Origin of the sequence: Arthrobacter roseus (assembly GCF_016907875.1) — a bacterium.
GTDB classification, from domain to species: Bacteria; Actinomycetota; Actinomycetes; order Actinomycetales; family Micrococcaceae; genus Arthrobacter_J; species Arthrobacter_J roseus.
Genome location: NZ_JAFBCU010000001.1, coordinates 1,520,961 through 1,540,728, shown reverse-complemented (window position 1 = coordinate 1,540,728; position 19,768 = coordinate 1,520,961). Strand labels below are relative to the sequence as shown.

General features: G+C 59.9%; 18 protein-coding genes, 1 tRNA gene and 1 pseudogene. 6 read left to right on the top strand and 14 right to left on the bottom strand.

Translation table 11 applies throughout. The annotated features are described in order from the left end of the window. Positions 1-133 precede the first annotated feature (133 nt). Positions 134-2,998, bottom strand: coding sequence for an aminomethyl-transferring glycine dehydrogenase (gene gcvP, locus JOE65_RS07620; protein WP_205162643.1), 2,865 nt, complete (start codon positions 2,996-2,998; stop codon positions 134-136). A gap of 90 nt (positions 2,999-3,088) precedes the next feature. Here gcvP and JOE65_RS07615 point away from each other — a divergent pair, with 90 nt between their 5' ends. Then, positions 3,089-3,916 (top strand): AAA family ATPase, encoded by an 828-nt coding sequence (locus tag JOE65_RS07615; RefSeq protein ID WP_205162642.1) that lies wholly within the window; start codon positions 3,089-3,091, stop codon positions 3,914-3,916. Between the two features lie 82 nt (positions 3,917-3,998). Here the strand turns inward: JOE65_RS07615 and JOE65_RS07610 are convergent, their stop codons facing one another. The 5 genes from JOE65_RS07610 to gcvH all read right to left on the bottom strand — a co-directional run bounded on the left by JOE65_RS07610 (position 3,999) and on the right by gcvH (position 6,958). Then, a complete protein-coding gene (locus tag JOE65_RS07610) occupies positions 3,999-4,586 on the bottom strand; it encodes a MerR family transcriptional regulator (RefSeq protein ID WP_205162641.1) in 588 nt (195 codons plus the stop codon). Positions 4,587-4,786: 200 nt separating this feature from the next. Then, positions 4,787-5,287: a bifunctional nuclease domain-containing protein gene (locus JOE65_RS07605; protein WP_205162640.1), complete on the bottom strand. Its 501-nt coding sequence runs from the start codon at positions 5,285-5,287 to the stop codon at positions 4,787-4,789. A gap of 15 nt (positions 5,288-5,302) precedes the next feature. Continuing rightward, positions 5,303-6,043: a transcriptional regulator FtsR gene (gene ftsR, locus JOE65_RS07600; RefSeq protein WP_205162639.1), complete on the bottom strand. Its 741-nt coding sequence runs from the start codon at positions 6,041-6,043 to the stop codon at positions 5,303-5,305. Between the two features lie 6 nt (positions 6,044-6,049). Then, entirely contained in the window at positions 6,050-6,499 is a 450-nt protein-coding gene (locus JOE65_RS07595; protein ID WP_205162638.1) for an FHA domain-containing protein, read from the bottom strand. Between the two features lie 72 nt (positions 6,500-6,571). Next, positions 6,572-6,958 carry a glycine cleavage system protein GcvH gene (gene gcvH / locus JOE65_RS07590; protein ID WP_205162637.1) on the bottom strand — a complete coding sequence of 129 codons (387 nt, stop codon included), beginning with the start codon at positions 6,956-6,958 and terminating at the stop codon, positions 6,572-6,574. Between the two features lie 284 nt (positions 6,959-7,242). Here gcvH and JOE65_RS15615 point away from each other — a divergent pair. Then, a pseudogene (locus JOE65_RS15615) lies at positions 7,243-8,310 on the top strand (integrase core domain-containing protein). Positions 8,311-8,366: 56 nt separating this feature from the next. On the opposite strand, the gene JOE65_RS07580 reads toward JOE65_RS15615, so the two are convergent. The 8 genes from JOE65_RS07580 to JOE65_RS07545 form a co-directional block, all read right to left on the bottom strand. After that, positions 8,367-8,440 (bottom strand) — tRNA-Pro (locus JOE65_RS07580). A gap of 94 nt (positions 8,441-8,534) precedes the next feature. After that, positions 8,535-10,076: a ribosome biogenesis GTPase Der gene (gene der / locus JOE65_RS07575; RefSeq protein ID WP_205162636.1), complete on the bottom strand. Its 1,542-nt coding sequence runs from the start codon at positions 10,074-10,076 to the stop codon at positions 8,535-8,537. 66 nt (positions 10,077-10,142) lie between these two features. Then, the gene (gene cmk / locus JOE65_RS07570; RefSeq protein ID WP_205162635.1) at positions 10,143-10,856 is read right to left on the bottom strand and encodes a (d)CMP kinase; all 714 of its coding nucleotides are present in this window, start codon (positions 10,854-10,856) and stop codon (positions 10,143-10,145) included. Continuing rightward, the gene (locus tag JOE65_RS07565) at positions 10,838-11,953 is read right to left on the bottom strand and encodes a prephenate dehydrogenase (protein WP_205162634.1); all 1,116 of its coding nucleotides are present in this window, start codon (positions 11,951-11,953) and stop codon (positions 10,838-10,840) included. Before JOE65_RS07565 ends, cmk begins: the two co-directional genes overlap by 19 nt. Then, positions 11,954-12,955 (bottom strand): pseudouridine synthase, encoded by a 1,002-nt coding sequence (locus tag JOE65_RS07560; RefSeq protein ID WP_205162633.1) that lies wholly within the window; start codon positions 12,953-12,955, stop codon positions 11,954-11,956. It abuts the gene before it with no gap. A gap of 20 nt (positions 12,956-12,975) precedes the next feature. Further along, complete coding sequence (gene scpB / locus JOE65_RS07555; protein WP_205162632.1) at positions 12,976-13,614, bottom strand: SMC-Scp complex subunit ScpB; 639 nt, start codon at positions 13,612-13,614, stop codon at positions 12,976-12,978. Beyond that, positions 13,611-14,489, bottom strand: coding sequence for a segregation and condensation protein A (locus JOE65_RS07550; RefSeq protein ID WP_205162631.1), 879 nt, complete (start codon positions 14,487-14,489; stop codon positions 13,611-13,613). The genes scpB and JOE65_RS07550 overlap by 4 nt, the downstream gene beginning before the upstream one ends. A gap of 5 nt (positions 14,490-14,494) precedes the next feature. After that, the gene (locus tag JOE65_RS07545; RefSeq protein WP_205162630.1) at positions 14,495-15,385 is read right to left on the bottom strand and encodes an AAA family ATPase; all 891 of its coding nucleotides are present in this window, start codon (positions 15,383-15,385) and stop codon (positions 14,495-14,497) included. Positions 15,386-15,612: 227 nt separating this feature from the next. Here JOE65_RS07545 and JOE65_RS07540 point away from each other — a divergent pair, with 227 nt between their 5' ends. The 4 genes from JOE65_RS07540 to prpB all read left to right on the top strand — a co-directional run bounded on the left by JOE65_RS07540 (position 15,613) and on the right by prpB (position 19,755). Then, positions 15,613-16,005: a hypothetical protein gene (locus JOE65_RS07540; protein WP_205162629.1), complete on the top strand. Its 393-nt coding sequence runs from the start codon at positions 15,613-15,615 to the stop codon at positions 16,003-16,005. A 626-nt stretch (positions 16,006-16,631) separates the two neighbouring features. Then, positions 16,632-17,291: a GntR family transcriptional regulator gene (locus tag JOE65_RS07535; RefSeq protein WP_205164079.1), complete on the top strand. Its 660-nt coding sequence runs from the start codon at positions 16,632-16,634 to the stop codon at positions 17,289-17,291. An 11-nt stretch (positions 17,292-17,302) separates the two neighbouring features. Continuing rightward, on the top strand, positions 17,303-18,838 hold the full coding sequence (locus tag JOE65_RS07530; RefSeq protein WP_205162628.1) for an MmgE/PrpD family protein: 1,536 nt from the start codon (positions 17,303-17,305) through the stop codon (positions 18,836-18,838). Between the two features lie 11 nt (positions 18,839-18,849). Continuing rightward, positions 18,850-19,755 carry a methylisocitrate lyase gene (gene prpB, locus JOE65_RS07525; protein ID WP_205162627.1) on the top strand — a complete coding sequence of 302 codons (906 nt, stop codon included), beginning with the start codon at positions 18,850-18,852 and terminating at the stop codon, positions 19,753-19,755. Positions 19,756-19,768 lie beyond the last annotated feature (13 nt).

Below are 19,768 nucleotides of genomic sequence, written 5' to 3'. Positions count from 1 at the left end.
GGATGTTGGTCAACGGAAACAGACTACAGTTGACCGGCGTCGTTGCCCTAAATGTTGCATAAGATGCGTCATCCTGCAGTGAGCCCGGGGCCGAACGTCAGGTTCGGCTCCGGAATCACTGCAGGAATGTTGCTTAAGAGTCGGCTTCGGCTAGTTCCTCCAGCGACGGGCATGAGCAGATCAGGTTACGGTCCCCGTATGCCTGATCAACCCGGCCCACCGGGGGCCAGTATTTGGCGCGTGGGTCAACTCCGGCCGGGAAGACGGCGTCTTGGCGGCTGTAGGAGCGCTCCCACTCGCCAGTCAGGGACTCCGCCGTATGCGGTGCGTTGACCAATGGATTGTCATCGGCTGGCCAAAGACCGTCTTGAACTGCTGCTACTTCACGGCGGATGGCCACCATTGCATCAATAAAGCGATTGATTTCCCCGAGATCCTCGGATTCGGTGGGCTCCACCATCAGCGTTCCGGCGACAGGGAACGACATGGTGGGAGCGTGGAAGCCGTAGTCAATCAGGCGCTTCGCTACGTCGTCTACGCTGACACCGCTATCTGCGGTGATCTGCCGCAGATCGAGGATGCACTCATGGGCAACAAGACCGTGTGCGCCTGTGTAGAGGACCGGGTAGTACTCCTCCAGCCGCTTGGCGATATAGTTGGCCGAGAGGATCGCGGTCTGTGTTGCGCGACGCAAACCGTCCGGTCCCATCATTCTGATGTACGCCCAAGAGATCGGCAGGATCGAGGCGGATCCATACGGTGCAGCCGAGATCAGTCCCACCGGGGAATCACCGTCAATGCTGCGTGCTGGCAGGTACGGTGCCAGATGTTGACGAACAGCGACAGGCCCGACGCCGGGACCTCCACCACCGTGCGGTATGCAGAACGTCTTGTGGAGGTTCAGGTGCGACACGTCTGCGCCGAATTTGCCGGGCTGGGCGAGGCCTACCAGTGCGTTCAAGTTGGCACCATCGACGTAGACCTGGCCTCCGGCGTCGTGCACCATGGCACAGATGTTGGATATCTCCGTTTCGAACACTCCGTGCGTCGACGGGTAGGTGATCATAATCGCCGCGAGATCGTCACTGTGAACAGTGATCTGGCGTTTGAGGTCATCTATGTCCACGTTGCCAAAACCGTCGGTAGCGACAGGAACAACCTTGAGCCCCGCCATGACAGCGGAGGCCGCGTTGGTTCCGTGGGCACTGCTCGGGATCAGGCAGACGTTGCGCTCTGGCTCTCCCTGGCTGCGGTGGTGCGCCCTAATAGCCAGCAGGCCCGCCAACTCACCCTGTGAACCGGCGTTCGGCTGGACCGATACTGCATCGTAGCCGGTAATTTCCGCGAGCCAATCTTCAAGCTGCGTGGCCATTTCCACAATGCCGACGGTGTCTGAGGCAGGTGCGTACGGGTGCAGCCCGGCGAATTCCGGCCAAGTGACGGAGGCCATTTCCGCTGTCGCGTTGAGCTTCATGGTGCACGATCCCAGTGGAATCATGCCCCGGTCCAGCGCGTAGTCTGCATCCGCCAGGCGCCGCAGGTAACGCAGCATCTGAGTTTCGGAGTGGTGACTGTGGAAGACATCGTTGGTGAGGTAATCCGTTGTCCGCGCTGGCGTTACCGCGATGTTCCTGACGCTTGGTGCGGCTTCGGCGCCCAGCACCTCTGCGATAGCCGCAAGGTCGGCGTCGTTGGTGGTCTCGTCGACCGCAATCTGGATATGGTCCGTGTCGATCAGGCGAATCAGGTAGCCCGCCTCATGGGCCGCGGCGACACGTTCCGCTGCGCTGTGGCCACTGACGCTGTTGACCTTAATGCGGACGGTGTCGAAGTAGCTGTCATGGACGACATCATGTCCACCTGCCGTTGCAGCTGCAGCTACGGACGCAGCGTACCCAGCGGTTCGGTGGGCTATTGCCTTCAATCCAGTCGGACCGTGGTAAACGGCGTACATACCGGCCATCACGGCCAGAAGCACCTGCGCGGTGCAGATATTGGATGTCGCCTTTTCGCGGCGAATGTGCTGTTCGCGGGTTTGCAGGGCAAGCCGGTACGCCTGTGCGCCATTGGCGTCCTTCGATACACCAACGAGACGGCCTGGAAGTGATCGTTCCAATCCCTTCCTGACGGCCATGTAGCCGGCGTGGGGACCACCGAATCCCATGGGAACCCCGAAGCGCTGGGAGGTGCCGACAGCGACGTCGGCCCCTAGAGTTCCCGGGGCCTCGAGCAGGGTCAGTGCCAGCAGATCTGCCGCCACCGCAACCTGCGCTCCGCGTTCCTTGATGGAGTCAATCAACGGACGGAGATCGCGGACCCGGCCGGAATCGCCCGGGTACTGGACCAGCGCCGCATAGAAATCGCTCTCGGGAAGACCGGTGTCAAAGTTATGGACGAGAATGGGTAGCTTCAACGCCTCTGCACGGGTGCGGATAACAGCCAGTGTCTGCGGAAGGACGTCTGCGTCCACAACGAAAGCCGCTTGGGGCTTTGCCTTACGGTTGGTACGACGCAACAAAGTCATGGCTTCTGCTGCTGCCGTCGCTTCGTCCAAGAGGGATGCGTTGGCGATTTCCATCCCAGACAGGTCCGCGACCACGGTTTGGAAATTCAAGAGAGCTTCCAGCCGTCCCTGCGAGATTTCGGGCTGATACGGGGTATAAGCCGTGTACCAGGCAGGGCTCTCCAAGACATTGCGCTGGATGACTCCCGGAGTAAAGGTGCCGTAGTAACCCTGACCCAGAAGTGACTTCCGCACCGTGTTCTTATCCGCCAGGCCGCGTAATTCGGCGAGCATGGCTTCTTCCGACGCAGCCGCAGGAAGCTTCATCGCTTCCGTTGACTGGATAGTCTGAGGCAACGCGGCCTCACACAGAGCATCCAGTGAGTCGAATCCAAGGGTGCTCAACATATGATGAAGGTGGGGTTCTGTTGATACCCCGATGTGTCGGTCACTGAAAGGTGCCGGCGTGTTGCCGTTAGGCTCGTTATGTGTCAAAGCGTTCTCCAAGTAGCGAACATTCCATGCGCCAGTCTACTGGGATGAAATGACCGCGGTTACTAGACATGTTAGGTATTGGTTCTTCTCGTGCAAGTAGTGAGCATCAGCAGTCTCAAAGGCGGAGTCGGCAAGACCTCCGTAACCATGGGATTGGCGTCTGCGGCACTCGCAGCAGGCATCCCCACTCTAGTGGTGGATTTGGATCCTCATGCAGACGCGACGACGGCTCTCGGTGTACAGGCCGGTCGTCAGGTGGATATCGGACGGTTGCTGAAGAATGCCCGCAAGGGCGACCTCTCGGCGAATGTCGCGCCCAGCGGCTGGGTCAGCCGGGCGGAGCCAGCCAAAGACGGAGGCCGTCGGGTCCTGGACGTGGCGATGGGTTCGGCTTACTCGGGCATCTACGATCGTCCGGATCTCGGGAAGCGCGATCTGCGGCGCCTGTCCACGCTACTGGACCGCGTCTCCGGCTATGGGCTAATCCTCATCGATTGCCCGCCTTCGCTGAACGGGCTGACTCGAATAGCGTGGACGGCGAGCAGTAAGGTCCTCCTCGTGGCTGAACCGGGGCTCTTTTCCGTGGCCGGGACGGAACGGACCATGCGAGCTATCGATTTGTTCCGCAAAGAATTTGCACCGGAATTGTCAACCGCGGGTATTGTGGCGAACCGAGTTCGCCAGGGCTCTCAGGAACACACTTTTCGTCTGGGCGAGATGAAGCAGATGTTCGGGAAGCTACTCCTCTCCCCCACTATCCCGGAACAAGCCAACTGGCAACAGATTCAGGGCGCAGCTCACGGCATTCATCAATGGCCGGGCGAATCTGCGCGGCAGGCCTCGGGTTATTTCGATGAACTTCTCACCAAGGTTGTTGATTCGGGTCGCGTGCGCACCCGTGCCTCCCGAAATGCCTGAGATAGCAGTTCCTTAAACGACAAAGGGCGGTCCCATTCGGGCCGCCCTTCTAGTACTTCTACTGGTGTCGCTGAGGACCGTCCTAGCCCACCTTGCGAGCTGCGCGACGCTTGCTGAGTTCGTCTTCGGCCGTCGCTGTCTCCTCGGCATGTTCGCTGGGAAGCTGGGCAAGGCTGCCCTCCACTTCGCGCCACACCCGGCCGACAGCAATGCCAAAGACCCCTTGTCCACCTTGGACGAGGTCGATGACCTCGTCCGCTGACGTGCACTCGTAGACGCTGGCACCATCACTCATCAAAGTGATCTGCGCAAGATCTTCGACTCCGCGATCGCGCAGATGTTCGACCGCACTTCTGATCTGTTGAAGGGATACGCCAGTATCGAGGAGTCGTTTGACGACTTTCAGAACCAGAATGTCACGGAATCCGTAGAGCCGATGGGAGCCAGACCCGGAGGCGCCGCGTACGGCCGGTTCCACGAGGCCGGTACGTGCCCAGTAGTCTAATTGGCGGTAGGTGATACCAGCGGCTTTGCATGCCGTTGGGCCGCGGTAGCCGGCATCCTCATCCAAAACAGGGAGGTCTTCTGTGAAGAGAAGGCCTTGGGTACTAGCGGAGACCGAAGTGGCCGCATCTCGTGAACGCTCGGTGGCGTCGCCCTTGGGACTCACGTGGTGCCTCCTTGTTGTCAGTTCCCGGACGGGAAGTCAATAGCCGAGGTACTTTCCTCACCCGCAATGGATGCGCGATAGTAAGTGCTGTCGGCGCAGTGGGAACTTTATACTTTGACGTTAGATCTACTCTCGCCCGAGGTCAACGACGTTGACGTTCAGTAAAGGGTGTGTCGCCGTCGATAGGGACGCATCATCGGCTATTTTTCGAAGTCTTCTGGTTCCACGTCTGCAAGGAACTCTCGGAATTTTCTCAATTCGTGTTCTGCCTGTTCAGGTGTTTCAACACCGTTTTCGCTCTCCGCATCGGCGTACACTTCCACACCGGCTTCGTCCATGACGTCCTGGGCACACATGATGGGGCACGGGACTCTGAGTGCAATCGCGATGGCGTCGGAGGCACGGGATTCAACAGTTGTGCCGTTCTCAAGGACCAAAGTTGCGTGGAAGACGGTGTCATGAACAGCGACGACGCGTACTTCGGTGAGTTTCTGGCCGGTGGCGTCCAACAGGTTGACCAATAGGTCGTGTGTCATGGGCCGTGGAGGTGTAATTCCCTGTTGGACGAAGGCGATAGCACTGGCCTCGTGGGCCCCGATCCATATGGGCAAATGCCTTTGTCCCTGCCGTTCTTTCAGGAGCACCAAGGGCTGGTTGGAGGGCAACTCGATCCGTACTCCTACTACTTCTACTTCCAGCACGGTTTCCTCCTTCGGTTATGTATCCATCCGGGAAATCTGCCCTTGGACCAGGGCGCTGTGCAGCCCGAGGCAAAGGTCGCTGATTTCTCGTGCTGTCTCTGCGGCCTGAGCCCTTGACGATACGTCCCTCCGGGAGGCCATCGGCGCGACGACCCGTTCAACGAGTCCGACTTCGCGGTCCGCTGCTGCCCGAAAGGAGCGCAGATGGCGTGGTTCAATGCCGTGGCTCCTCAACTGAACGCAGGCCCGCGCCACCTTCAAAGCGTGCTCGTTGAACTTGCCGTTCTCATTGGAAATGAGCCCGTAGTCACACAAATCTGAAACGAGGTCCGCGTTCGCTCCGGCTTCTGTCATCAGCTCCTCGAGCCCCAGTGAGCGGCTGTGCGCCTGGAGCTCACCAGCAAGGTTATCGGTTAGTCCGCGCGGCGCGACGGTGACGCCCTCGGGCAAGGATTCTGGGCGTTCGCCTCTATCGATGGCGTCCAGATAATCCTTGATAACTTTCAGCGGAAGGTATTGGTCGCGCTGGAGCGCAAGGATGAAGCGGAGCCGTTCGATGTTTATCGCCGTGTATTTGCGGTAACCAGCTGCCGTGCGCTGCGGCGAAATCAGTCCCTTTTCTTCCAGGAACCGGATTTTCGAAGCGGTGATGCGCGGAAAGTCCTCGCGGAGTTCAGTCAGGACTTCCCCGATGTTTCGTACGCCCCTGTGGCCGGGCCGTACGTTAGCCGATGGTGCGCTGTGAGGTAGCGGCATGCGTTGTTAGTCCCTGGCCGCGTAGAACGTGAGGCGGAACTTGCCGATCTGCACCTCGTACCCGGTTTTGAGGGTGATCTTGTCCACGCGGTCGTTGTTGACGTAGGTACCGTTGAGGCTTCTGGAATCCACTAGGTCAAAGTTGTCCCCATCGCGGCAGAAATCGACGTGGTGACGAGATACTGTGACGTCGTCGAGGAAGATATCCGCGTTGGGATGACGACCAGCTGTTGTGATGTCTTGATCGAGCAGGAAGCGAGCACCCACGTTGGGCCCTTCGTGCGCTATCAGCAGGGCTGATCCTGCGGGCAGTGCGGAGACGGCACCCCTGTCCTCGGGAGAGAGATTGGGCTCCACGAGGGACGACGGTGGCTGCGGTGGCAGGCTGATGGAAGTGGTCTCCGTGGCCTTGACCGGGCTGTACTCGTCGTGCTCCGCGTTGTGTGAACCCGCCATTAAAAATTCTCCCCTGGATACTGAATGGCTACCCGGTGGCCGGTTAGCCATTCCTGTTGAAAACCGAAACTCCTAGCTTACCTGCTGAGTGTAATCTTCCGCACTCATCAATGCTGCAGCAGCGGCGCTGTCTTCGAGCTTTAGCTCGAACAGCCATCCATTGCCGTAGGGGTCGCTGTTGATCAACGCAGGATCGCCGTCGAGGGCTTCGTTGCGTGCGGTGACCTCTCCGGCAAGCGGCGCGTAAATGTCGCTGACGCTCTTGGTCGATTCAACTTCGCCTATTACATCCTGAGCTGTCAGCGCGGTCCCGGCCTCGGGCATCTGCACATAGACGACGTCTCCGAGGGCATCCTGGGCGAAGTCGGTGATCCCGACCCGTACCACTCCGTCATCACTGGGGCTTGTGACCCATTCATGCTCGGCCGTGTAATGCAGGTCGGCGGGAATGTTGCTCATGTGATGCCTCTCAGTTGCTGGATTCTCGCTGATAGTGGTCTCCGTTACAGCTACCTCAAGAGTATAGGCATACGGGCGGTGTTTCGAGCCGGGGTGCCCTGCCCTACTGCGGCGTCTGTAACTGGCCATTGCCCGCGTGGGCACAACAAAGCCCCGACGAAACTTTCGCTTCGCCGGGGCTTTCTGTCGGGATGACAGTGTTCTGGTGCAGGACATAGGAATAGTGTGTCGCAAGACATCGGAATAAGCTGTCGCGCGTCATAGGCATACGTTCAGGCTGAGGCATGAGTAAACAACGCCTCGTGATCACCGCCGTTCTTGCCAGCCAAACACAGTCTGACGTGGCCCGCCGATACGGTGTCTCGCAAGGGTGGATCTCGAAACTGATGACCCGCTGGCGGCTTGAGGGAGAGGCGGCATTCGAGCCACGATCCCGCCGCCCTCAGACCAGCCCCACCGCAACACCACCGGCAGTGATCGAGCTCGTAATCGCCCTGCGACAGCGGCTAGACAGCGCTGGTTTGGATGCCGGGGCTGACACCATCGGCTGGCATCTGAGCCACACCCACCAGATCCCCCTGAACCGGGCCACCATCCACCGCATCCTGACCCGGCACGGGCTGGTTGAGGCAGAACCGAAGAAGCGTCCGAAGAGTTCCTACCTGCACTTCGCTGCCGCCCAACCCAACCAGTGCTGGCAGTCAGACTTCACTCGCTACCGTCTCAGCACCCCCGATGGGCGACCCGGTCCAGACACCGAGATCATTACCTGGCTTGATGACCACTCCCGCTACACTGCACATCTCCGCACACCACCGAATCTCTGCCGTCATCGTGCTCGATACCTTCACTCGCACCGCCCAGCAGCACGGCCCACCACCCTCAAACCCAAGGCAAAGTCGAACGCTTTCAACAAACACTCAACAAGTGGCTTCGAGCTCAGCCCGATCAGCCAACCACGATCACCGAGCTGCAGCTACTACTGGATGAGTTTGCCGAGGAATACAACCAACGTCGCCCACACCGCTCGCTAGAACACCGCGCCACACCAGCGACGGCCTACACAACGAGCATCAAAGCCACACCCCAGCACCAGCCCGCGAGACGATACCCACAACCGGGTCCGCCACGATCGCATCGACAAATCTGGCACCGTCAGCCTTCGCGTCGCTGGACAACTTCGTCACATCGGCGTCGGCCGAACCCACGCCGGAACCCACGCCGGAACCCACGTCACCTTACTCATCCAAGAACTCGACGTCACCGTCACCAACGCCACAACCGGAGAGATCCTGCGGGAGCTCACTATCGACCTCAACCGCGACTACCAACCCGCCGGCACAAAAAAATAGTTCGAACCCACAAACCGTGGGTTCGAACTATTCCAATGTCTTGCGACATCACACTGTCGGGATGACAGGATTTGAACCTGCGACCCCTTGACCCCCAGTCAAGTGCGCTACCAAGCTGCGCCACATCCCGATGTCCAGCCCGACGAATCGGGCCGAACTACCTCGAACACTCTACAACATTCCCGGACCACTTTTGACCAGGAATTGGGCTATGAGTGGTGAAGCTACCTCTTCTTACCCCGCTTTTCACGTACCCTCATAGACACCTCGATGGGGGTTCCCTCGAAGCCGAAGGTTTCACGGAGCCTGCGGATAATGAAGCGGCGGTACCCAGGATCCAGGAAGCCGGTGGTGAACAACACGAATCTGGGCGGACGGTTGGATGCCTGCGTCGCGAAGAGGATGCGGGGTTGCTTTCCCCCGCGCAGTGGGTGCGGGTGGGCGGCAACAAGCTCACCAAGGAACGCGTTCAGTTTGCCTGTCGGGATTCTTCTGTCCCAGCTCTCCAGCGCTGCGTCGAGCGCAGGCACAAGGCGGTCACGGTGCCACCCTGTCTTAGCCGACAGATTGACTCGGGGAGCCCACTCCACATGCGCGAGATCCTGCTCAATCTCTCGCTCCAGGTACTTGCGCCGCTCGTCCTCCAGTAGATCCCACTTGTTGAATGCCAGAACCAGTGCACGTCCGGATTCGATGGCCAGCTGCAGGATACGAACGTCCTGCTCGCTCAGCACCTCATCAACAGCCAACAGGACGACGGCTACCTCCGCTTTCTCCAGTGCGGACTGGGTCCGCAGCGACGCATAGAAGTCTGCTCCTTGCTGCATGTGCACGCGTCGGCGGATACCGGCGGTGTCCACAAATCGCCACGTCCTGCCACCGAGTTCGATCATCTCGTCAACTGGATCGCGGGTGGTTCCTGCCGTTGCGTCCACCACCACGCGCTCGGAACCTGCAAGCTTGTTCAGCAGCGAGGACTTGCCCACGTTCGGGCGGCCGATCAAGGCAACACGACGAGGTCCGCCCGTACGATCCAGTCCTTCGTAAGCCGAGAATTCGGGAAGGACCTTCAGGACGGCGTCGAGCATGTCCGCAGTACCACGTCCGTGAAGCGCGGACACCGGATACGGCTCACCGAAGCCCAGCCCCCACAGCGTTGCCGCGTCAGCCTCAACCTGGATGTTGTCTACCTTGTTGGCAACAACGATCACCGGCTTCTTCTTGCGTCGCAGCATGCGGACCACAGCTTCGTCAGTGGCAGTCGCGCCAACGGTGGCGTCCACCACCAGCAGGACGGCGTCGGCCATGTCGACGGCGATCTCTGCTTGATCAGCAACGCGGGCGTGAATGCCCCTTGCGTCATGTTCCCAACCGCCGGTATCCACCAACGTGAAATTCCGTGCGTTCCAGTCTGCGGCGTAGCTGACGCGGTCCCGAGTCACGCCCGGGGTATCTTCAACCACGGCTTCACGGCGGCCTAGAATTCTGTTGACCAGCGTTGACTTGCCCACGTTCGGGCGGCCAATAATGGCCAACACCGGGTCTTGGCGCAGTTCCTGCTCGTCGTCGAAATCCTCCTCGCGGCGGTCCAGCAGCGCGGTGTCTTCCTCATCCAGTTCATAGTCCGCCAGTCCAGCACGGAGAGACCGCGCCCGCGTTTCCGCCTCTTCGTCGTCGAGGGTCCGCAGACGTTCAAGGACCTGGTCCTCACCCTTCGGAACGTACTCTTCGTCCCGGTCGCCGATGGGCGGCTGATTCTGGCTCATGATCTCGTTCCTCTTGTTGCTGATCGCCGGTTCGCTACCGGCACCATTGAAACACGGTGGGCTGCGCTAGTGCGCAACCTCAAAAACTGTTCTTAGTACTGCGTTGACGGTCTGTTCGTAGTCGAGCTCCGAAGAGTCGATCGTGACCACGCCATCGGCCGCCTGCTGAAAATTCACGACCGTCGAATCCAAGCGGTCGCGGTGCGTCACCTGCCTCCGGAGCTGCTCGGCATTCTGCGTTCCCTGCAGCTGCTCTCCACGCCGCCGCAGCCTTGCTTCTTCGCTGGCGGTGAGCAGGATACGAACTTCCGCATCCGGTGCCACAACCGTGGTGATGTCTCTGCCTTCGGCCACGATACGGCGGTTGGAGTCCATGATCTGTTGGCGTTGCCGCCGGACCAATTCGGCACGGGCGCCAAGGGTTGTCGCGACTGCGCTCACCGCCGTCGAAACCAGCGGTTCTCGGATTTCCGCGGTCACATCCACACCCTCGACTCTCACCGACTCGACGTCCGGATCGGTGCTCAACTCAATCGTCACAGACTTCGCAGCGGCTTCGACCGCCTCGGCATCGGTCAAATCCAGACCACGGTCAAGGCAATGCCATGTCACAGCCCGGTACATGGCGCCGGTATCAAGGTATGCGGCGTGGAACCGGCGAGCTGCCTCACGGCTAACACTGGATTTACCAGAACCCGAGGGACCGTCGACTGCAACCACCAGGGATTTTCCCTGCCTAAATAGTGCGGGATCTGGGTTGTTCACTGGATGACCTTCCATCCGCGGGAGGTGAGTTCGTCAACTAGTAGCTGATGCTTTCCTGGTAGTACAGAGACCTCTGCCATGCCGACCGGCCTACCGGGGGCATGATCTAGGCGCAAATCCTCCAGGTTCACGCCAATCTGTCCGATCTCGGTCAGGAGCGCAGCGATCTGACCGGGAACGTCGTCTACAAGAACAGTGAGTTTCGCGAACGATTGTGGCGGTGCACCGTGTTTTCCGGGGATTCGGGCCTGGCCAGCGTTTCCTTCACTCATCAGCTGCGCCATATCAAGACGTGCTCCCGGTGCAGTTGGGCGCTCCAGCGTGTCGATGAGCCGCCCAAGGTCCTCACGCACTCCCTTCAGGATGCCCACAAGGCGGGGAGCGTTGGCTGATAGAATTTGGACCCACAAAGCCGGGTCGCTCGCTGCAATCCGAGTGACGTCACGCAGCCCGTTGCCTGCCAACGCCAACGCGGTGCCGGGGGTGTTCTGCAATTGGCTGGCCACCAGCGATGACATGACCTGCGGCAGGTGGCTGATCAGAGCGACCGCCTCGTCGTGCTCCTCTGCCGGCATTCGAACCGGAACAGCACCAAGGTCAACGGCCAGGGCCTCCGCGGTTCGGACCGCTGCGGGGTTGCTGGTCGGCGTCGGGCAAATGACCCACGGCATGGAGATGAACAGTTCCGTCCTGGCCGCAACCGGCCCAGACTTCTCTCGTCCCGCCATCGGATGTGTTCCGATATAGTGCCGGTTATTCGCACCGGGATCGGCTTCAACAGCCTCACGCACCGATGTCTTGACACTGGCGATATCGATAACGACGGCACGAGGATAGCGGTGCAGTGCATCCAGAACAGCTGTCGCGGCGACGTCCGGCGGAGTCGCCACGACCACTAGCTCCGGGCTGAAATTCGGCCGTGCGACATCGACACTTTTACCGGCCCCTATATCTTCGGCCACCGCCTGCGTGGACGGTGAAATGTCTGACAAGAAAACTTCAACGTCCTTGGCGCGCAGACCCAGTCCAATGCTGGCGCCGAGCAAGCCCGAGCCGATGATGAGAACAGGACCGCGTAGATGCGCTCCCTCGCTAACTGTGTCTTCCTCCACTCACATTCCTACTGATGCGAGTAGATGTCCGACTTCCTGACGCCCGAGCGCGCGGATGGTGCCCTGTCGCTGATCTCCGAGGGCGATTGGGCCCACCTTGACGCGAACCAGACGCTCGACGGGGAATCCGACGGCGTCGAAGAGACGACGGACAACACGATTCTTCCCGGAGTGAAGGATCACCTCGACGAGGATGTGACCCGGCGTCGAGTCAACCAGGCGGAATGAGTCCACGGAGGCCCTGCCGTCTTCGAGCTCAACGCCTTCCTTCATCTTCGCGCCGATACCGCTGGGCATCGGGCCACGAACCTGAACCAGGTACGTTTTGGGAACCTCGTAAGAGGGGTGGGTGAGTCTGTTGGTCAGCTCGCCGTCGTTGGTCAGCAGCAGCAAACCCTCGGTGGCAACGTCCAAGCGGCCTACATGGAAAAGACGCTCGGTACCCTTGCGGAGGAAATTGCTGATGCATTTGCGGCCCTCGGGGTCCTCCATAGTGGAGACCACACCCTGCGGCTTGTTGAAGACGTAGTACATCATCTCCTCATCCAGCTGCAGCCGGATGCCGTCAACGTGAATTGCTGCCTCATCAGGTTTGACCCGCACGCCAAGTTCAGTGACGACTGCACCGTTGACTTCTACGCGGCCCTCTTCGATCATCTCCTCGCAGACGCGCCGAGAGGCCACACCTGCCTGCGCCATGACCTTCTGCAGACGGACGCCGTCGGGATGATGTTCGGCCGGCTGACCATGGGAGCTACTGCTCTTGCGCGGGGCAGCCTTTACCGGCCCGAGGTTCTTCCCGAAACGTTCACCACCGAAAGCCTTGGGCGCTGCGGACTTGCGAGCCTGTCCAGGCTTGCCACCGTTGCCGGGCTTGCTGCCGCTGCCGGCGCGAGGCTTCCCCGCGCTGTCCGATCCTGGACGGCCTCCGCGTTTGCCTCCCTGCCCGCCCTTGCCGGACGGCTGATTGCGGCCGGAGCCGGAGCGGGGTGCAGGTGTCATGATTGTCCTCTTTGTTGCGTTTAGTATGTTGTGGAGTCTTCCACGTCAGCCAAATTATCGACTCCCGCTAGATGCGGGGCAATGCGCGGAAGCTCGGAGATGTAGTCCAGCCCCAATCTTTCCAGAAAATGGGGAGTAGTCCTGTATCGGAGGGAGCCGGTTTCCAGTTCCGTGCCGCATTCCTCCACCATGCCTCTCACGACGAGAGTGCGAACTACTGAATCAACGTTGACTCCCCGGATGGCTGAAACCCTCGCTCTGGATACCGGCTGCCGGTAGGCGATGACGGCCAGAGTTTCCAGTGCGGCCTGACTAAGCCTGGCCGACTGGCCAGCCGTGACGAATTGTGAGACGACCGGAGCAAACTCACTTCGCGAGTAAAATCTCCATCCGGAGGCGACCTGTCGAAGCTCAAAACCCCTAGACCTGCTAGCGGACTCTGAGGCTCCGCTTCCAGTATAGCCGTCGTATTCGCGTCGCAGATTCTCCAACGCTTCGAGGACATCAGCGAGCGGCACTTTGAGGACTTCGGCAAGTTCGTCCGCACGGACCGGCTCCCCCACCACCATCAGCACTGCCTCAAGCGGTGCGGCCAAGTCCGACCAAGACGTCGGGGCATCTTCTCCTCCGTGCTCGCTCTGAGGCTCACCACTGTTCATTCGTCCTCCGAGGGTGTCGGCGTGTCGTCAAACTCGCCGCTGAGGCTGCTACCGTCCCACGCGTCGTCGTGTGCTATCCAACGCACGGTGAGTTCACCCAACGGGAAAAGCTGGTCGAAGGACACCACCTCGTCGCGGAACATCTCAAGCAAGGCAAGGAATCGGGCGACGACGACCAGGATCTCTTCGGCGTCGGCCGTCAGTTCAAGAAAGCTATGGGGACGTCCACCGACAAGGAGTGTCCGCAGGAACGCTGCTTCTTCGCGGACGGTCACGGACGAGCCGTGTAGATGATCAAGTCCGACGGCGGTTGCCTCCGGTTCACGCGCCTCGAGGGTCTTGGTGGCCAGAGCGGCCAGAACGTTGGCGTCAGCTTTCCAGGCAAGTCTCGGCAGCAGCGTCGTGAACTGGGTTTCAAGTGGCACCTCCCGAGGGAAGCGGGCGCTCTCCTGCCCCAACCGTTCTTCCAGGTTGGCAGCTACGTGTTTGAAAGCCTTGTACTGCAGCAACCGGGCAAACAGCAGATCCCGAGCTTCGAGAAGTGCGATGTCCTTGTCGTCCTCCACTTGACCGGAGGGTAGTAGCCGTGCGGCTTTTAGATCTAAAAGGGTCGCCGCGACCACCAAGAACTCGCTCGCCTCGTCCAGCGCCCACCCAGGTTCGCTCTCGCCTGCACCCTTGATGTAGGCAATGAACTCATCCGTGACCCGGGCAAGGGCAATGTCGGTCACGTCCAGTTCGTGCTTGGATATCAGCCCCAGCAGTAGATCGAAAGGTCCGCTGAAATTTTCAAGTCGGACCTTGAAACCAGCCGACAGAGGAGGGCCGACCTTGGCCGGGTTGGCCTCCGCCGCTGCGACCGTGGGCAACTCCATGTCCGTTAGGGAGCACCGCCACGGGCAATGAGCTCCTTGGCGAGCCTGCGATACGCATCCGCGCCAGAGTGGTTGCCCGCGTAGGTGGTGATGGGTTCGGCGGCGACTGTGGCATCGGCAAACTTGATGGTCCGCTTGATGACCGTTTCGAAGACTTTGTCACCGAACGCCTCTACGAGCCGGTTGATTACCTCGCGGCCATGGAGCGTACGTGCGTCGTACATTGTGGCTAGGACACCGTCCACCTGCAAACCAGGATTGAGGCGGTCCTTGACCTTTTCAATAGTTTCCACCAAAAGTGCCACGGCCCGTAGCGCGAAGAACTCGCAAATCAAGGGGATGATGACGCCATGGGCTGCCGTCAGCGCGTTGACCGTGAGTAGTCCGAGCGAGGGCTGGCAGTCGATGAGAATGACGTCGTAATCGTCCGAGACTTTCCTCAACGCTCGATCCAGGACCTGCTCGCGGGCCACCTCGTTGACCAGCTGGACCTCGGCCGCAGATAAATCGATGTTGGCCGGCAATAGATCCACACCGTCCACTGCGGTGCTCCGGATGGCATCGCGGACGTCAACCTTCCGATCCATCAGAACGTTATACACGGTTAGATCGAGTTCGTGAGGGTTGGTTCCGAATCCCGCGGAGAGCGCGCCCTGCGGGTCGAAATCAACGAGCAACACGCGACGACCGTATTCGGCGAGCGCTGCTGCCAGGTTGATGGTGGAAGTGGTTTTGCCCACGCCACCCTTTTGGTTGACCATGGCAATGACGCGTGCTGGACCGTGCGAGTCAAGTTTGGGCGGTTCTGGGAAATCAGTCTGCGGGCGGCCGGTGGGGCCCGTTACCGGACGCTTCGTTTCGTCCTGCAGAGTGGCTGAACTCTGGTCGGTACTCACGTATGTTTCCACGCTTCCGTAACTAGCTGATGCGGTCTTCCTCTGTGCCACATTACAACGATGTAACACGCACTCCGCGAATTTTGGCTGTAGTGACCACGCGAGCCTTGATGCTCAAGTAGAGCTCGAAGGTTCAGATCAGCACTGACGGCGCCCGGCTCTTCACCACCAAAGGCGACAACAACGCCTCCGATCCAGAGATTCTGACAGCGCTCCAGCTACGGGGCGTGGTGGCCGCACGTCCGTCGAGTCCTACCACCACAGCGGAAACCACTAATTTCTTCAGCTGGAGCAGAGGAACCACGGTCAAGATTCTGAACAAGGCTGTCGCATGCCAGACTGCGCCTCCCAGTGCTGCTCAGTGGCAGGTCCCCCTCCAGGACTTGGCTGTCGGTACCAACTACGCTGTCGTCCCGGTCGGCGGAGAAGCGGGTTTTCCCTTGGCCGAAGCGGCCGTTGGTCATGAGCTGTGCATGATTGTGCAGCCAGACATGCTGGACCGGGACAAGTACAGCTACTTTGCCGGGCGTGAATTCAAGTATCGACAACGATCACCGCCACAAGCCCGCGCAATTCGTCGTGGACTCGAGACTTCACGTGGACAAGACCGTACCGGCTGAATCTGCCACCGGCAGTCCCCCGCTATGTCAATCCGAACGGCGCACGAACCAGCCCCTGTGACAACGCCTTCAGCAAGAATCGTGTCACCCTCCAGTGGGCCTGCCCGGATGCCTCAGTGGAGTGGGACACTAGCCGTACGGGTATCCAGCGGTAGGAAATCCTGATCAGGTCATCTGGCACGACGGCCTGGCGGTTACTGAAGAACCACAATCCTGGCTCGCTGTATCAAAGTGACAACGTTGTCACAAACGACAATATGGACGCTGTAAGAGCAACTGCCAACGGCAGTTACGATGTCTTGATTCGCGGTTTTCCTTTTGCGGGTAACAGCATCAAGTACGTTGACAGCTCTCACATCTGGACCATCGACCGCTCTAATCAGGACATAGTCTGCGGCCCACTGCGACCAAATCCTGCCCCCGGCCCCTACTGCTACGACCAGTACTGATGAGGAGCATCCTCACGGCACCCACCGGCTGCCCATCCCGAGTAAATCTCAGATACTGTATACAGAAAAGTGCTTCTGCTTCGGTACTGGGTGAATTCGCTACCATCTGAGCACTGCGTGTATACAATGACCGTCGAAGGTGAACTGTTGACATCGATGAATGCTGCGGAGGGAATCATGCGAGCCAGCGACCGTGCTTACTCGTCCCTCCGAGCCGACATCATCCAGTGGCGTCTCTCCCCAGGAACGGTCCTTGCCGAGGTGGAGCAATCCCGGCGGCTCGGCATTTCCAGAACACCCCTTCGCGAAGCACTCGCTCGGCTGACTACCGAAGGGCTGGTCGCCGCCCACCCTGGCCGCGGCGTCGTGGTCACACACATTTCTCTGGACAGGATGACCGAGCTCTTCGACGTTCGCATTCCATTGGACTGCCGTGCCGCCGAGTTGGCCGCGAATGCTCCGGACCGGAGAGCCTTCGAAGACCTCACCCGCCGATTCAAAGCGGCACCGAATTTGATTGCCGGCCAAGATCCTGAACAACTTGCTTACTACACACTGGTAGGTGAACTCGATGCAGCCATCGACGCTGCCGCCGACAACGCCTACCTGCTCCAGGCGCAACGTCAGCTGCGGACCCATCTGGTGAGGGTCCGTCAGCTTGCCAAAGACAATCCAATCCGTCTGCTCGCATCCGCCACTGAGCACCAGCAGATCGCTCGCTCCATACACCTGGGGAATCCAGATCTCGCTGCCGCCGCAACACGAGTTCACCTACACAACAGCCTGCACCACCTATTGACATCAGAACCAGCCCAACAGCACGGCCTCAGCGCCTGAGAGGAACACCCATGGTCAAGATCCATCCGGTCCGCGTCTATCGAAGTGACGAAAGCCTGGCTCGCGAGGACCAACTCGCGTACAAGATCGCCAAGGTCGCCGTCGACCCAGTCGAGGTAACCGCCGAGGTGACCGCCATGGTGATCAACCGCATCATCGACAACGCCTCTGTGGCCGTTGCTTCCCTGAATCGCGCACCGATCATCGCGGCTCGGTCCCAAGCGCTCAGCCACCCCGTTTCACGGTCCGGTAACGGTGGAACCATTTTCGGCATCGCTGATAAGTCATCCCCTGAGTGGGCTGCCTGGGCCAACGGTGTAGCGGTCCGAGAACTTGACTACCACGACACCTTCCTCGCCGCCGAGTACTCCCACCCCGGGGACAACATCCCGCCCATCCTCGCCGTCGCGCAGCACACAGGTGCTAACGGCAATGACCTGGTTCGTGGGATAGCTACCGGCTATGAAATACAGGTGGACTTGGTCAAAGCCATCTGCCTTCACAAGCACAAGATCGACCACGTGGCACACCTGGGCCCGTCCGCGGCTGCCGGAATCGGCACCCTCCTTGGACTCGACATCGAAACCGTCTTCCAGTCGGTGGGTCAGGCACTGCACACGACGACGGCGACCCGCCAGTCCCGCAAGGGCGAGATCTCCACCTGGAAAGCACATGCACCCGCTTTCGCCGGCAAAATGGCGGTCGAGGCCGTAGACCGCGCCATGCGGGGTCAGACCTCGCCGGTACCCATCTATGAAGGTGAGGACGGCGTCATAGCCTGGATGCTGGATGGCAAAGACGCACGCTACGACGTGCCGCTGCCAGAGGAAGGGGAGGCCAAGCGCGCCATCCTCGATACCTACACCAAGGAACACTCTGCTGAATATCAGGCACAGGCGTGGATCGACCTGGCGCGAAAACTGCACGGCGAACACCCCGAGGCGACAGACCCCGCGAATGTCAAGAGCGTCCTGATCAAGACGTCGCATCATACGCACTACGTCATCGGAACCGGCGCCAATGATCCGCAGAAGTACGATCCCACTGCTTCACGGGAAACTCTGGACCATTCCATCCCCTATATCTTCACGGTCGCGCTGCAGGACGGTGCCTGGCACCACGTTGCCTCCTACTCCCCCGAGCGTGCAGGACGTCCGGACACAGTGGAGCTCTGGCACAAGGTCACCACTGAAGAAGATCAGGAATGGACCCGCCGTTACCACTCCATGGACATCAGCGAAAAGGCGTTCGGCGGAACCGTGGAGATCACACTCAATGACGGCACGCTCATCACGGACAGCATCGCAGTAGCGGATGCCCACCCGTTGGGTGCCAGGCCGTTTGCACGCGAGCAATACATCAATAAGTTGCGCACCCTGGCCGCCGGCGAGAACGGTGAGCGCATTGTCGACGAAGAGGAGATTGAACGCTTCCTCACCGCCGTGCAGCGTCTACCTGAATTGGCTGCCGGAGAACTGGATCAGCTCAACATTCTGACCCGGTCCGGCTTCATCTCCGCCGACAACGTGCCCACGGGCCTCTTCTAGGAAGGAACACCATGCTTTATGCACACACCACGCCCGAGCAGAAGCGAATGCGCTTCCGTGACGGTCTTGCTTCCGGAAAAATTCAGCAATTTCCCGGAGCGTTCAATCCACTCTCGGCCCGACTCATCGAAGACAAGGGATTCGACGGTGTCTACATCTCCGGGGCCGTACTGGCCAATGATCTCGGGCTCCCAGACATCGGCCTGACAACGTTGACCGAGGTAGCTACCCGAGCGGCACAGATTTCCCGCATGACAGACCTTCCGGCGATCGTTGACGCTGACACCGGTTTCGGCGAGCCGATGAACGTGGCGAGAACCATCCAGGAGCTCGAGAACGCGGGCTTGGCAGGATGCCACATCGAGGACCAGTTCAACCCCAAACGATGCGGGCATCTCGACGGAAAAAATATCGTGGACCTCGAGACCGCTACCAAACGGATTCGGGCTGCAGCAGACGCACGCCGGGATCCGAATTTCCTGATCATGGCGCGCACTGACATTCGCGGAACTGAAGGACTTCAGGCCGCCCAGGACCGTGCCCGCGCACTGGTCGACGCCGGTGCCGACGCCATCTTCCCCGAAGCAATGAAAGATCTCAGCGAGTTTCAGGCCATCCGCGAGGCTGTTGACGTTCCAATTCTGGCAAACATGACCGAATTCGGTAAGAGTGATCTCTTCACCATTGAGCAGCTGGCTTCCGTAGGCGTCAATATGGTGATCTACCCCGTTACCCTTCTTCGTAGTGCAATGGGAGCCGCGGAGCGTACGCTGGATACCATCAAGGCCGATGGCTCACAGCAGAGTGCCGTCGAATCCATGCAGACCCGCGCACGTTTATACGAGCTCGTGGACTACGAGGCCTACAACCACTTCGACACTTCCGTGTTTAATTTCCAGGTGCCCGGCACACGCTAAAAGGAGTCCTACC

Excerpts from the sequence above, each read along its gene's own strand:
- ftsR (WP_205162639.1), bottom strand. The coding sequence starts at position 6,043 with ATGCCGCTACCTCACAGCGCACCATCGGCTAACGTACGGCCCGGCCAC.
- JOE65_RS07595 (WP_205162638.1), bottom strand. The coding sequence starts at position 6,499 with ATGGCGGGTTCACACAACGCGGAGCACGACGAGTACAGCCCGGTCAAG.
- gcvH (WP_205162637.1), bottom strand. The coding sequence starts at position 6,958 with ATGAGCAACATTCCCGCCGACCTGCATTACACGGCCGAGCATGAATGG.
- der (WP_205162636.1), bottom strand. The coding sequence starts at position 10,076 with ATGAGCCAGAATCAGCCGCCCATCGGCGACCGGGACGAAGAGTACGTT.
- cmk (WP_205162635.1), bottom strand. The coding sequence starts at position 10,856 with ATGGAAGGTCATCCAGTGAACAACCCAGATCCCGCACTATTTAGGCAG.
- JOE65_RS07560 (WP_205162633.1), bottom strand. The coding sequence starts at position 12,955 with ATGACACCTGCACCCCGCTCCGGCTCCGGCCGCAATCAGCCGTCCGGC.
- scpB (WP_205162632.1), bottom strand. The coding sequence starts at position 13,614 with ATGAACAGTGGTGAGCCTCAGAGCGAGCACGGAGGAGAAGATGCCCCG.
- JOE65_RS07550 (WP_205162631.1), bottom strand. The coding sequence starts at position 14,489 with ATGGAGTTGCCCACGGTCGCAGCGGCGGAGGCCAACCCGGCCAAGGTC.
- JOE65_RS07535 (WP_205164079.1), top strand. The coding sequence starts at position 16,632 with ATGCGAGCCAGCGACCGTGCTTACTCGTCCCTCCGAGCCGACATCATC.
- JOE65_RS07530 (WP_205162628.1), top strand. The coding sequence starts at position 17,303 with ATGGTCAAGATCCATCCGGTCCGCGTCTATCGAAGTGACGAAAGCCTG.
- prpB (WP_205162627.1), top strand. The coding sequence starts at position 18,850 with ATGCTTTATGCACACACCACGCCCGAGCAGAAGCGAATGCGCTTCCGT.